Source organism: Paenibacillus alvei DSM 29 (assembly GCF_000293805.1).
Taxonomy (GTDB): Bacteria; Bacillota; Bacilli; order Paenibacillales; family Paenibacillaceae; genus Paenibacillus_B; species Paenibacillus_B alvei.
Genome location: NZ_AMBZ01000002.1, coordinates 159,831 through 174,470 on the forward strand (window position 1 = coordinate 159,831; position 14,640 = coordinate 174,470).

The window sequence follows — 14,640 nt, forward strand, 5'->3', positions numbered from 1 at the left end:
CACATGTGCACCTCTCTTTATTATACACATATTTACATATTCAGGCAAACACTGAGTGGCTTAGTCTGTCCACCTGAGCAGGAATGTCACTGATTTTTCACAAAAAAGAGCAAGCGCGTCAGCGCCTCACGGGACGCTATTAACGCGCACTGCTCTCCTCTTTTTATGCTAATGAATCCCTCTATCAAGCCTAGTTGACGCATGCAAAAATCCAGCAAGGTTTCATACTGCCCGCCTCGGTCTCCTAAACTTACATAATAGCTCCATTCGACTCAATCCATACTGCCTTCTGCGCGATTGCTTCCTCTGCTCGCTGAATCGCAGCCTCTACCTGAACTGTTGCCGTTCCTCCGTACACATTGCGCGCATTGACGACTTGCTCTGGCTGAAGCACAGCATAAATCCGATCATCGAACAGCTCCGAAAATTGTTTGAACTCTTCCAGTGTTAAATCAAGCAAGTATTTGTTTTGCTCAATACAATACAGCACCGTCTTGCCAATCACTTCATGCGCCTGCCGGAACGGCAAGCCCTTGCCTACAAGAAAATCCGCAATGTCCGTCGCATTGGAGAAATCCTGACGTACCGCTATACGCATCCGTCCGCGGTTCACCTTCATCGAAGCAACCATCGGAGTGAAGAGGCGAAGTGCGCCGTTCAGTGTATCCACTGTATCGAACATGCCTTCCTTGTCTTCCTGCATATCCTTGTTGTAAGCCAGCGGCAGTGCCTTGAGCACTGTCAGCATGCTCATGAGATGGCCGTATACCCTTCCTGTCTTCCCACGAACAAGCTCTGCGACATCCGGGTTCTTCTTCTGCGGCATAATGCTGGAGCCAGTACAGAAGGCATCATCCAGCTCAACAAACTGGAATTCTGTACTCGACCATAGTACCAGTTCTTCGCAGAAGCGTGATAAATGCATCATAATGAGCGAGGCGTTCGACAGAAACTCCACGATAAAGTCACGGTCGCTTACCGCATCGAGACTGTTCTCATATACACGGCTAAAGCCTAACTGCTTCGCCGTATAATGGCGATCGATAGCAAATGTCGTGCCTGCAAGCGCCCCTGCTCCAAGCGGCAGCATATTAATCCGCTTGTAGCTGTCCATCAGTCGTTCAATGTCACGCTCAAACATCGACACATACGCCATCAGATGATGGGCGAACAGGATCGGCTGCGCGCGCTGCAAATGCGTATAGCCGGGAACAATCGTTTCCACGTTCTCTTTCGCCTGTGCAATTAGCGCTTCCTGCAACTTCACAAGCAATTCAACAAAAGTAACGACACGTTTACGCAAATACAAATGCATGTCAGTTGCGACCTGGTCGTTACGGCTTCTTCCAGTGTGAAGCTTGCCGCCAACCGGGCCAATCAATTCAATCAACGCTTTTTCAATATTCATATGAATGTCTTCATCGGATATCGAGTAATCCAATTCTCCGCGACGGATCATACCCGCCACCTGATGAAGCCCATCTGTGATTGTATCCACATCCTCCTGCGGCAAAATGCCGCAGGCTCCCAGCATCGCTACGTGAGCCAGACTGCCTTGAATGTCCTCTTCTGCCATCACTTTGTCAAAAGTAATCGAAGCTGTATATTGTTCGACGAGTTGATCCGTCTGCTTTGTAAATCGACCGCCCCATAGTTTGCTCACGCTGCTCTCCCCTTCCTGTATTACACGCCCGTTTCTTGCAAGGAAGCACCGGCTCCGTGAACCTTCGTGCCGTGTACGCCGGCAGCGACCTTCAGACGCAGCGCATTCAAGTGGATGAAGCCTGTTGCATCGTTCTGATCGTAAGCTTGAGACGGATCTGCCTCCATAGTCGCAATATCTGGATTATACAAGCTGACCGGGCTTTGTACGCCCGCGCCCATAACATTGCCCTTGTATAGCTTCAAACGTACTGTTCCTGTCACATGCCTCTGGCTTTCGCCAACAAGCGCTTGGATTGCAAGCCGCTCAGGAGCGAACCAGAATCCGTTGTATACTGCCGCACTGTACTTCGGAATGAGCGAGTCGCGTATGTGCATCACTTCACGATCCATCGTCAACGATTCCATAATGCGATGAGCTGTAAATAAGATGGTGCCGCCCGGTGTCTCATAGACGCCGCGGCTCTTCATCCCGACGAAGCGGTTCTCTACCATATCGACACGGCCAACGCCATGCTTGCCGCCAAGCTCATTCAACGTTTCCATTACCTGTAATGGCGACATGGACTCACCGTTGATCGCAGTACAGTTCCCTTTTTCAAAATTCAACTCGACAAGCTCTGATTCGTTCGGCGCTTCCTCAGGAGATACGGTTAACACATACATGCCTTTATTCGCATCTGCCGTTGCATCGAACCACGGATCCTCGAGCATACCACTCTCGAAGCTGATATGGAGCAGGTTGCGATCCATCGAGTATGGCTTCGCTGCAGAAGCCTGCACCGGAATACCGTGCTGCTCCGCATAAGCAATCATCTCTGCACGACCTGGGAATTGCGCACGGAATTGCTCAGAACGCCATGGCGCTATTACTTGAATATCGGGAGCAAGAGCCGCCGCAGTCAATTCGAAGCGCACTTGGTCATTCCCTTTGCCAGTTGCACCATGCGCTATTGCCGTTGCGCCTTCAAGGCGTGCAATCTCAATCATCCGCTTTGCAATGAGCGGACGCGCGATGCTCGTGCCAAGCAAATATTGCCCTTCATACAGCGCTCCCGCCTGGAACATCGGAAAAATGAAGTCCTGCGCGAACTCAGCGCGCAAATCGTCAATATAGACTTTGGATGCGCCTGTTGCAATCGCTTTTTCCTCAAGTCCATCCAGCTCTTCCTTCTGTCCAATGTCTGCTGTGAAGGTGATAATTTCTGCATCATAGGTTTCTTTCAACCATGTTAGGATGACGGATGTATCTAAGCCGCCTGAATAGGCCAGCACAATTTTGTTCTTTGCCACGACAATTCCCCCGTTCAATGTGCAGTTCAAAGTGAAGTCAATTCGGTTATTTACGCCCCCATAATTGAAGCCATAATCGCTTTCTGTGCATGCAATCGATTCTCCGCTTGATCGAAAATAACCGAGTGCTTGCCATCGATAACGCCTTCGCTTACTTCTTCGCCGCGATGCGCCGGCAGGCAGTGGAGGAAAATATAATCCGGCTTCGCATACCGAGCAAGCTCCTCATTTACCTGGAAACCGCGGAACGCTTGCTCACGCTTCAACTGCTCCATCTCGAATCCCATGCTTGCCCATACATCTGTATAGACTACATCTGCATTGGCGATTGCTTCCTTCGGATCATTCGTGATGAGCACGTGAGAGCCTGATTGCTGCGCCTGCTCGTGGCATTGCTTTATAATATCCGCATCCGGCATATAGCCTTTAGGCGATGCAACAGCTACATGCATGCCCAGCTTACTTGCTCCCATGAGCAAGGAATGCGCCATATTGTTGCCATCGCCGATGTACGCCAGCTTCAAGCCCTGTAGCATCCCTTTTTTCTCATAGACAGTCTGGAAATCCGCAAGAACTTGGCATGGATGATTCATATCCGTCAGTCCGTTAATGACAGGTACAGTAGCGCCACGAGCCAGATCAATGACGGTGCGATGAGCGAAGGTACGAATCATAATGCCGTCTACATAGCGGGACAACACCTGAGCCGTATCCCATATCGGCTCGCCACGTCCGATCTGCAGGTCATTTTTGCTCAAAAACAAAGCCTGACCGCCCAACTGATACATGCCGACTTCGAACGATACACGCGTGCGTGTAGACGATTTTTCAAAAATCATGCCGAGTGTTTTCCCCTTCAGCGGGTGATACACCTCGCCTGCCTTCTGCTTCCGCTTCAATTCGATTGCAAAATCGATCAAATAGTGCAGTTCTTCCTTCGTATAGTCAGCGAGTGCGATAAAATCGCGACCGCGCAAATCAATTGTCGTTGCTGTTATTGCCATCAAGGCCACCTCCGTATATTTTCTCTGTCTTCCCGCTTCATCTGTGCTTACGATTGCTTACCATCTATACAGGTACAACAACCTCTGAGCGTTTCGCTAATACCTCATGGATAATTGATACTGCCTCTTCAATCTCCTCGTCTGTGACCAATAAGTTCGGCAGCAGGCGAATGACATTAGGCCCTGCACTAAGAAATAACAGTCCAGCTTGCTGGGCGTCCTTAATCAAATCTGCTACAGGCTCACTGCATTCGATGCCAACGAGAAGACCGAGTCCGCGTATATCCTTCACGAGCGGAACATCACTCAGCTTCACACGCAGTGCGTTGAGCAAGGACGTTCCCTTTTCCGCTGCCCGCTGCGCCACCTTCTCCTCTAGCATCGTTTCCAGCGTACCCACAACTGCAGACATCGCAAGCGGATTACCGCCGAAGGTCGAACCATGCGTGCCTGCACTGAACGCTGCCCTTACATGCTCCTGCGCCAGCATTGCTCCTACAGGGAAACCGCTGCCGAGTCCTTTGGCTACAGTAAATATATCCGGCTGCAAGCCGTAATGCTCATAGGCGAACAGCGCTCCCGTGCGCCCCATGCCCGTTTGAACCTCATCCACGATAAGTAAAAGTCCATGCTCGTTGCACAGTTCGGCCACTTCTTGGGCAAATGCCGCCTTAATCGGGAAAACGCCGCCTTCCGCCTGCACGATTTCAAGCATAATTGCTGCCGTACTGTCATTGATTGCGGCCTTCAACGCTGCGATATCGTTAAACGGCACATACCGGAATCCTCCCGGAAGCGGAGCAAATCCCTCCTTCACCTTGTCTTGCCCAGTAGCCGTCAGCGTCGCCAGCGTACGACCATGGAAAGATTGATGGAATGTTATAATTTCCGACCGCCCTGTCTTAGCGACTACAGTCTGATAGCGGCGCGCCAGTTTAATAGCGGCCTCATTCGCTTCCGCCCCACTATTGCAAAAGAACACAGCATCCGCACAAGTGTGAGCGGTCAGAAGCTCTGCAGCCTGTTCTTGCTGAGGGATATGGAACAAGTTCGAAGCGTGCCATAACGTATCCAGTTGTTCTTGTACACGCACCTTAACTCGCTCCGGCACATGTCCTAAGTTCGTTACGGCTATGCCGCTCATGAAATCCAAGTAGCAAGTTCCTTCATCGTCCCATACCCGACTGCCCTGTCCCTTCACCAGTGCAATTGGATAGCGGGCATATGTTGGGAACAAAGCATTCGTTCTCTTCCCGGCATCTACATTCATCGTCATTGTCTCCACCCCTTCATTCGATTTGTATACGATTGTAGTAAGTCTCTTGAGTACATCTCTGCGATTATTATTTATGTTTCTCGTGCTGCTTGCCCCAATCTCAATCTATTGAATGTTCTGCAGAATGATAGTTAGATTGTTCTATGCCTATACTCCTGCTGCACTAACAATCCGAGTTCCAATCGGCTCCCCTGCCATCAAGCGACGCAGCACATCAGATTCTGCCCCGTCTGCAATAACAACCTCCTGCACGCCACCCTCCAAGCACTTCATAGCGGCCTGCACCTTCGGAATCATGCCTCCATATATTTCTCCGCTAGCTATCATCGCTTCAATGTCTACAGTCGTAACGATTGGAAGCACAACCTTGCCTTCCGGTGTATTTCTCATAATGCCCGGCACATCTGTCACGACAATCAATTGTTCGGCTCCGAGATGAGCTGCAACAGCACCTGCTGCCGTATCCGCATTAATATTGTAGCGTTGACCCGTGCCATCAAGTCCAATTGGCGCGATAACAGGCATATAATTCATGTCGATTAATCCAGTGAGCAAGGCTGCTCGAACTTGAGTAACATCCCCGACATAACCCACCTGATCCACGTTGGATACTGGTTCCGATTGAATGAGTCCGCCATCCGTTCCTGACAAGCCAATTGCATTGGCTCCCACTTGCATCAAGCGACGCACAATTTGCTTGTTGATCTGTCCGGCAAGCACCATTTCGACGACATCCAACACGGCTTCATCAGTCTTGCGAAGACCGCCTATAAATTCCGATTCAATGCCGAGCTTATCCAGCATGCCTGAAATCGCTGGCCCTCCACCATGTACAATAACAGGCACGGTGCCTTCTTCCTGCAACTGCTGAAGCTGTTCATAGAACGAGTCTGGCAATGCAGCCAGCGTACTTCCTCCGCATTTCATTACGAACAGTTTCACAGCTGTGGCTGATGACTGCACATTACCCTGAGTTTCTGTCGCTGCCATATCCCTCCGCTGAACCTCCCCGCTCTATCGTTACGTCTTACGACGCCTTGTCATGCTTTACTTTGGCGTTCGACCTTCCGTCCGCTGTTTCTCTCCTATTCTTCATTTCCTTTGCACTGCAATGAGAGGTTCTTACCGCTTCTATAGCCGTGCTGTACTGCTGACCCAACTGCCGTCTGCAAGCTATAACGATCTCATACTCGATACTTATTTGCGTACTATGTCCGATACGCTGCATTAATGCGCACGTAGTCATACGTCAAATCGCAGCCCCATGCTTTGGCTTCCCCAGATCCCATATGTAAATCCACTTGGAAAACCACCGTATCGCCCTTTAAATACGCAAGCGCCGCCGCTTCGTCAAATACAACCGGCGTCGACTGCTGCAGCACCATAATTGATCCCATATGAATATCCACTGTCTCGGGGTTTACAGGCTGGCCTGCATAACCAACTGCTGCAATGACTCGGCCCCAGTTTGCATCTGAACCATATACAGCAGATTTCACGAGACTTGATCCGACAATCGATTTGGCAATAGCACTAGCAGATTCATCAGACAAAGCACCAGATACCCGCACCTCAATCAGCTTAGTCGCCCCTTCACCATCTCGCGCGATGGCCTTAGCCAGCTGTTCACACACATATTGAAATGCCGCAGCAAATGCCGGCCACGCTTCATGCTGTTCTGTGAACGGTTCATTACCTGCCATTCCACTGGCCATTGCAAGAAGCATATCATTCGTGCTTGTATCTCCATCAACCGTAATCATATTGAATGTCTTATTCGTCACCGTCCTGAGAAGACCCGCAAGCGTATCTTGTTCGAGCGCTGCATCCGTCGTTACGAAGCCGAGCATTGTTGCCATATTCGGATGAATCATTCCCGATCCCTTCGCACAACCCGCAACCGTGACTTGCTTGCCATTAACAGTTAGAACCGCACAAGCTTCCTTCTTGACGAGATCCGTCGTCAAGATCGCTTGCGAAAACTGTTCTGCGCCCTCGGCAAGAGGAGTCAACTGCTCAGGAAGCTTCATAATGCCTTGCTCCACACATTCCATTTTCAACGCCTCACCGATAACGCCTGTGGAAGCAACTGCTACGTAATGCGGCGCAATGCCAAGCTGCTCTGCAAATGCGCTGCGCATCCGGTATGCATCCGCCTCGCCTTGCTTGCCCGTACAAGCATTTGCGTTGCCGCTGTTCACGATAATGGCCTGCAGCTTGCCTTCCTCCTCCAAACTCGCCCTCGTCACGGCAAGCGGTGCTGCTTGGAATACATTTGTCGTATATACCGCAGCAGCAATAGCTGGAACGTCGCAGACGATTGCTCCTAAATCATTGCGCGCCGTTTTCTTCAATCCGCAATGCAGCCCGCTGGCCCGAAATCCAAGCGGAGTGGTTACTGAACCGTCAATGATATCGAATAATTGCGTCTCTTTCGCATGTACTACCTGCGTTTGCATCATTATCTACCTTCTTCTTTTTCAAAGTCGTACATCTATATCAAGGAGATTTGATCCTTCTGCTCCGCTTCTCACATTTCTATGTTCACATTACGGGTACACTGGCGTGAGCATTAGCCCTGCCGTCTCTTCCCAGCCCATCATATGATTTAAATTTTGTATTGCTTGACCTGCCGCTCCCTTGACCACGTTGTCAATGACCGAAATAATCGTTACGCGATTCGTTCTCTGATCTACGGCAAATCCAATATCACAAAAGTTCGAGCCGAACACTTCTTTCGTCGCCGGCCATTGTCCTTGTGGACGTATGCGCACAAACCTCCGACCTGCATAATATTCTTGATAAAGAGATATAAAGTCCTCTTCAATAAATGTGCCTGCAAGCGATGCATACATCGTACACATAATGCCACGAGTCATCGGCGTCAAGTGTGTAGTAAACGTCACCGTAACCGGGTTCTGCGCAACCTCGCTAAGCACCTGCTCAATCTCTGGAATATGCTGATGCTTGTTGACTTTATAAGCTTTGAAGTTTTCATTAATCTCAGCGTAATGGACACCTAAGTTCACGCCCCGACCCGCTCCGGATATGCCAGATTTTGCGTCAATAATGAGAGTGTTAGGCTGAATCCATCCTGCCTGCAATGCCGGAATGAGCCCGAGCAGGGTTGCTGTCGGATAACAGCCCGGATTGGAAATGAACTTGCACCCCGCTACATACGGTTTCTGGTACATCTCGCACAATCCATACTTTGCTTCAGCCAACAGCTCAGCCGGAGGAGCAGAGTGCTTATACCACGCGCTGTACAACTCGCCATCCTTAATGCGGAAGTCCCCAGATAAATCAATGACGGCGAGTCCTGCCTCCAGCAGCTTCGGCACCAGCTGTCCGCTCACACCCGAACGGGGTTGCGGTAAACACAACATCCGCCTTTCTTCGCATCTCCTCCACATCGACTCCGTCCAGCGTATCGCACATCACTTCATTCAAATGCGGATATCCCTCTGCGATTGGAGCCCCTGCACTCGAAGCCGAAATGACTGATGTGATGGTGACATTCGGATGATTCAGTAACAACCGGATAAGTTCAACACCGCCATAGCCTGTTGAGCCGACAATGGCTGCTCGTACATGCTTCTCTTGATTCATTTTCATTCTCTCCATTCCTCGCTACTCTTGCGTAGGCAATAGCATGATTTCGCAACGTTCGATATACGATTTACGGCTGCTGCTACTGGCTTCAAAAACAATGACACGTCTAGGAAAATGATTCCTCATGAATAATTATGTATCATTATACGACTATATTTATATAAATACAACGATTTTCCATGAAATTTCATGATATTTATGAAAAGAGCAAATAGAATGTATCTATGCGAGAGGGATTACAACGGGATAAAACGCTTGGTATAAAGGGGTTTATGGCTACTACGTATGGTCATTAAAAGTATGAGGTTCTTTTCAAACAAATAAAAAACGCGGATTCGACCGCATTCACTTACAGCATGATATGCAGGAGGAAACCACGTTTTATGAATAAAATCGTACAACTTATGCAAGCTATGCATTCTGTAACAGAGGCATGCATAGCATTCCACTTATAAATTACGCTTGGATCTTAAAGCCTTCTCCAAGTACTTCATTTGTATCACTAATAATGACGAACGCTTGTGAATCTACGGAGCGGACGATCGCTTTCAGTTTATAAACCTCACTCTGTCCGACAACAACCATCAGTACAGTTCGTCCTTCCCCAGTATAACCGCCTTCGCCTTGCAGCTTCGTTAATCCTCGATCAAGATCATGGAGAATCGCATCTGCAATTTTATCCGAATCATCACTAATGATGAATGCAACCTTTGTATAGCCTAAACCTACTTGCACCACATCAATTGTTTTGCTTGTTACAAACAATCCGATGAGTGCGTACATGGCACTTTCAAAGGAAAGCATGAAGCCCGCCAGCAAAATGATAACACCGTCACAAATGGCAACCGCCAGCGCTATATTGATTTTCCCGAACGTACTAAGCAGTTGCGCCGTTATGGCATTGCCCCCTGTAGATCCACGACCGCGGAAAACAATGCCTAAGCCAAGACCGATGCCAATACCGCCAAATATAGCAGCAAGCAGTGGATTGTCCGTTGCCGGCCCTACATGCTGTGTCAGATAGATAAAGGTCGGCAAGGAAACGGAGCCTATTAAAGTCCGTATGCCGAACTGCTTGCCAAGCAAGCACACGCCTAAGATAAAGAGCGGGATGTTGAAGGCATACTGCGTGATCGCCGGATTCCACCCAAATTGATTCTCCAGTACGATAGAGAGGCCTGATATGCCTCCTGAAGCAATCTTATTTGGCAGCATTAATGTATTGAACGTAAGCGCCATAATGAAGGCTCCGAGGAAAAGAAGGCCGTAATCCATTACTGCTCGCATGGGATGATTGTACGGTACCAGCAAGCCATCGGCGCTGCGCCGAGGCTTTTTCAGTTCAGATGTAGATGAATCCGATGTATGAGGCATACTGTGTTCTCCTTCGTATTACCAATATGATAGTGCCAGAACGAATCGGTTGAATGAACAGTATATTGGTACTGCATGCTGTCAGCCGTCTGCTCTGTGAATCTGTCTTATTATGCTCATTCTCTAGCATGGTAAAGCATTCAAGCACAACAAAAACCTGCCCCGATCAAAGATCGGCGCAGGTATGTGCAGTCGGTACCAACTTATTATGCTTCAGATGATGGTTGAATTAAGGTTCTCAAGTACGCGTCAATAAACGTATCCAAGTCGCCGTCCATCACGGCGCCGACATTTCCGGTTTCCACCTGCGTCCGGTGGTCCTTGACCATGCTGTACGGATGGAATACATAGGAGCGAATTTGGCTGCCCCATGCGATGTCCATCTGATCACCACGGATTTCTGCTAACTGCTTCTGTTGTTCCTCAATCTTGCGTTCATACAATTTGGAACGAAGATGGGTCATGGCACGCTCACGGTTCTTGATCTGCGAACGCTCTGTCTGACACGTCACGACGATGCCTGTTGGTATATGGGTAATCCGAACAGCGGAATCCGTCGTATTGATGTGCTGACCACCTGCACCGCTCGCGCGGTACGTATCGACTTTCAGATCCTCTGTACGAATTTCAATTTCTGCGTCGTCTGTAATCTCAGGCACGACGTCGCAGGATACGAATGACGTATGTCTGCGGCCAGAGGAATCAAATGGCGAGATACGAACGAGACGATGTACACCCTTCTCCGCCTTCAGATAGCCGTAAGCGTTATACCCTTTAATAAGCAGCGTTACGCTCTTAATGCCCGCTTCGTCGCCTGGCAGATAATCCAGTACTTCGACCTTGAAGCCGCGCTTCTCTGCCCAACGTGTATACATGCGCAGAAGCATTTGGCCCCAGTCTTGAGACTCGGTTCCGCCTGCACCTGGATGCAGCTCCAAAATGGCGTTCATTTTATCATAAGGCTCGCTCAGCAGGAGTTGAAGCTCGAAATTCTCGATACTGGACAGTAGCTTCTCTACACTAGCTGTCAGTTCCTCAGCCAGCGATTCATCATCCTCTTCCTCTGCCAGCTCCAGCATCATCTCGTTGTCTTCATAATCCTGCTTCAGCTTCCCATACTGCTCGACAATGCTCTTGATTGCATTGAGCTCGGAGATAAGTCCTTGCGCTTTGTCATTGTCATCCCAGAAGTCCGGTGCGGCCATCTTCTCCTCGAAGTTGGCAATCATCTCTTGCTTCAGATCGAAGTCAAAGAGACCCCCTAAGGTTTGTAAGTTTAGCTGCGATGCTACGCATATTGTGACGTACACTTGCGTCGATCATCATAATACCACCTCGGTAAAATTGGTTAGGAAGGGAGCTGTGTCGCTTCCTTCTCCCGAACAACGGGCGGCTATACGGCCGCCCGTTCGGGTCTATCATGTGGAGATTTCGCATTGGCATCTATCCACAATGATGTATGCTTTTGCTGTATTGTATGTCCGATATAAGAGCGTTCATAACCTCAATCGGCATACAAATCTCTAAACCTTATTAGTCTTGCTTACCGTGACATTGCTTATATTTCCTGCCGCTTCCACAAGGGCACTGATCGTTACGGCCAATAACTTCGCCTTTCACGACAGGACGCTTTTCCGCCGGCTCTGCATTCGTGGACATCTTGCTTTCTTCCACGACAGCTTGACGCTCAACGTTTTGCTCTACATGTGCCTTCATGATGTACGTAGATACTTCTTCTTGAATCGAAGCTACCATGCTGTTGAACATTTCGTAGCCCTCGAATTGGTATTCACGCAGCGGATCCGTACCGCCGTAAGCACGTAGGTGAATCCCTTGACGCAAATGATCCATTGCATCGATATGATCCATCCACTTGGAGTCCACGGCACGAAGCACGACAACCTTCTCGAATTCACGCACAAGTTCTGGCCCAATGCGCTCTTCGCGTTCTGTATATTTCTCCATAACCTTGCCGAACAGGAATTCCGTAATTTCTTCCTTTTCCTTGCCCCACAGGTCATCCTTCGTAATTGTACCCTCGTCAAGCATCTGACGATGCATGTAGTTTACAATTTCTTCAAGATCCCAGTTCTCTGGAATATCATCTTCGTTACAGTGTGCATCTACGACACGCTCGATGCATGGCTTAATCATATCCAACACAATTTGGCGGATATTTTCGGAGTCAAGCACCTCATAGCGCTGCTTGTAAATGATACCGCGCTGTTGGTTCATGACATCATCATATTGCAGGACGACTTTACGTAAGTCGAAGTTGTTGCCTTCTACCCGCTTCTGTGCAGATTCCACAGCACGCGTAATCAGCTTGGATTCAATTGGCTGATCCTCTTCAAATCCGAGACGTTCCATCATGCCCAGTACGTTATCCGCACCGAAACGGCGCATCAGCTCGTCCTCCAAGGACAGATAGAACTGCGAGGAGCCTGGATCGCCCTGACGTCCGGCACGTCCGCGAAGCTGGTTGTCGATACGACGGCTCTCATGACGCTCTGTACCGATAATATGCAACCCGCCTGATGCCGATACGCCTTCGCCCAAGATAATGTCCGTACCGCGACCCGCCATGTTCGTAGCGATAGTAACTTGGTTCGGTTCACCTGCGCTAGAAATGATATTCGCTTCCTCCGCATGGTACTTCGCATTCAATACCTGATGTTTTATACCTTTGCGGCGAAGCATGTCAGACAAGCGCTCAGAGTTCTCAATCGACACTGTACCAACCAAGACTGGCTGGCCATTTTTGTGGCGCTTCACGATTTCCTCGACTACCGCGTTATATTTCGCATTTTCCGACTTATAGACGACATCCGGCATATCCTTACGCTGGTTCGGCTTATTTGTCGGCACTTGGATAACTTCCAAGCCGTAAATGCTCTTAAATTCTTCTTCCTCTGTCTTCGCTGTACCAGTCATACCGGCAAGCTTGCGATACATACGGAAGTAGTTCTGGAATGTAATTGTTGCGAGCGTCATGCTCTCATTTTGCACCTCAAGGCCTTCCTTCGCCTCGATCGCTTGGTGCAAACCGTCGCTGTAGCGACGTCCAGCCATCATACGGCCTGTGAACTCGTCGACAATGACGATTTCGCCGTCATTTACGACATAATCAACATCCAAGCGCATAATTGCATGAGCCTTCAACGCTTGTTGAATATGGTGATTCAACGTTACGTTCTTCACGTCGAACAGGTTCTCCACGCCGAGTGCTTTCTCCGCCTTCGCCACTCCTGCTTCGGTAAGGGCAACTTGACGCGTCTTCACATCAATCGTGTAATCCTCTTCACCTTTCAAGCGGCTAACGAACCGATCTGCAACGAAGTAAAGCTCTGTAGACTTAGCAGCTTGTCCAGAAATGATAAGCGGCGTACGTGCTTCGTCAATAAGAATGGAGTCCACTTCGTCAATAATCGCGAAGTTCAGTGGACGCTGAACCATCTGCTCTTTGTAAAGCACCATGTTGTCACGCAGGTAGTCGAAACCGTACTCGTTGTTCGTACCATACGTAATATCGCACGCATATGCTTCCTGCTTCATATTGTGATCCATGCCAGAAAGGTTCAAACCAACCGTCATCCCCAGGAAGTTATATACTTGGGCCATAATCTCGCTATCGCGGGATGCCAAGTAATCGTTAACGGTAACGACGTGTACGCCTTTCCCTTCCAACGCGTTCAAATATACAGGAAGTGTTCCGACGAGTGTCTTTCCCTCACCTGTCTTCATCTCAGCAATTTTGCCTTCATGAAGTACCATACCACCAAGCATCTGTACATCATAATGGCGCATGCCCAGCGTACGCTTTGCAGCTTCACGCACAGTAGCGAAGGCTTCTGGCAAGAGCTGATCCAATGTGTCGCCCTTTGCAAGACGCTCACGGAATTCCTCCGTCTTCGATTTCAATTGTTCATCGGATAATTTCTCGAATTCGGGTTCCAGACCGTTAATAACCTCAACCGTCTTCATGAGCCGCTTAACTTCGCGTTCGTTGGCATCGCCGAATATTTTCTTTACAAGTCCTAGCATGCTTAACCCCTTTCATGCAAATCCGATCGTGATTTTATGGCCGTTCTCTATACCACATTCAAGCTTCTGCATATAGAACGGTAACATCGACTCGTTTTGCAATAAATTGTAACAGTTTCAACAGGGTCCCGCAACCGCCGCAGGGCATGTTTTCGGCGATCTTTCATCACATTTTCACACGAATGTAGCGGCATACCGTGGGCAATCCTGCTTCCAGCAACAAAACAAACATTTACAAGATAATATATAGAAGGTATTGAACAATTGATATACAAGTCCAGCCTTCCGTAATGCCATACTATTATATACGTGAAAAGAGCCCATTCCGTTGTGGAAATAGGCTCAGTCCTTTTTTGGTAATCGGGTAGATTCTAG

9 protein-coding genes and 1 pseudogene are annotated in these 14,640 nt (G+C 49.0%); all 10 read right to left on the minus strand.

The features are described 5' to 3' along the window. Positions 1 to 250: 250 nt before the first annotated feature. The 10 genes and pseudogenes from argH to secA all read right to left on the minus strand — a co-directional run bounded on the left by argH (position 251) and on the right by secA (position 14,265). Positions 251 to 1,663, minus strand: coding sequence for an argininosuccinate lyase (gene argH, locus PAV_RS07200; RefSeq protein WP_005544687.1), 1,413 nt, complete (start codon positions 1,661 to 1,663; stop codon positions 251 to 253). A 20-nt stretch (positions 1,664 to 1,683) separates the two neighbouring features. Continuing rightward, on the minus strand, positions 1,684 to 2,955 hold the full coding sequence (locus PAV_RS07205; RefSeq protein WP_005544688.1) for an argininosuccinate synthase: 1,272 nt from the start codon (positions 2,953 to 2,955) through the stop codon (positions 1,684 to 1,686). Positions 2,956 to 3,005: 50 nt separating this feature from the next. Further along, on the minus strand, positions 3,006 to 3,959 hold the full coding sequence (argF, locus tag PAV_RS07210) for an ornithine carbamoyltransferase (protein WP_005544690.1): 954 nt from the start codon (positions 3,957 to 3,959) through the stop codon (positions 3,006 to 3,008). A gap of 64 nt (positions 3,960 to 4,023) precedes the next feature. Then, positions 4,024 to 5,229, minus strand: a complete 1,206-nt coding sequence (locus PAV_RS07215) for an acetylornithine transaminase (RefSeq protein WP_005544692.1) — start codon at positions 5,227 to 5,229, stop codon at positions 4,024 to 4,026. 153 nt (positions 5,230 to 5,382) lie between these two features. After that, entirely contained in the window at positions 5,383 to 6,225 is an 843-nt protein-coding gene (gene argB / locus PAV_RS07220) for an acetylglutamate kinase (protein ID WP_005544693.1), read from the minus strand. A gap of 218 nt (positions 6,226 to 6,443) precedes the next feature. After that, entirely contained in the window at positions 6,444 to 7,697 is a 1,254-nt protein-coding gene (gene argJ / locus PAV_RS07225) for a bifunctional ornithine acetyltransferase/N-acetylglutamate synthase (protein ID WP_005544694.1), read from the minus strand. A gap of 87 nt (positions 7,698 to 7,784) precedes the next feature. Further along, positions 7,785 to 8,844: pseudogene (argC, locus tag PAV_RS07230) on the minus strand (N-acetyl-gamma-glutamyl-phosphate reductase). Between the two features lie 459 nt (positions 8,845 to 9,303). After that, a complete protein-coding gene (locus PAV_RS07235) occupies positions 9,304 to 10,221 on the minus strand; it encodes a YitT family protein (protein ID WP_005544697.1) in 918 nt (305 codons plus the stop codon). Between the two features lie 206 nt (positions 10,222 to 10,427). Beyond that, positions 10,428 to 11,544, minus strand: a protein-coding gene (gene prfB, locus PAV_RS07240) for a peptide chain release factor 2 (RefSeq protein WP_157266727.1) whose coding sequence is annotated in 2 segments (ribosomal slippage) — positions 10,428 to 11,471 and positions 11,473 to 11,544 — 1,116 coding nt in all. Because the reading frame shifts where the segments join, the coding sequence is not laid out codon by codon here. A gap of 210 nt (positions 11,545 to 11,754) precedes the next feature. Further along, a complete protein-coding gene (gene secA, locus PAV_RS07245; protein ID WP_005544700.1) occupies positions 11,755 to 14,265 on the minus strand; it encodes a preprotein translocase subunit SecA in 2,511 nt (836 codons plus the stop codon). Between the last annotated feature and the right edge of the window lie 375 nt (positions 14,266 to 14,640).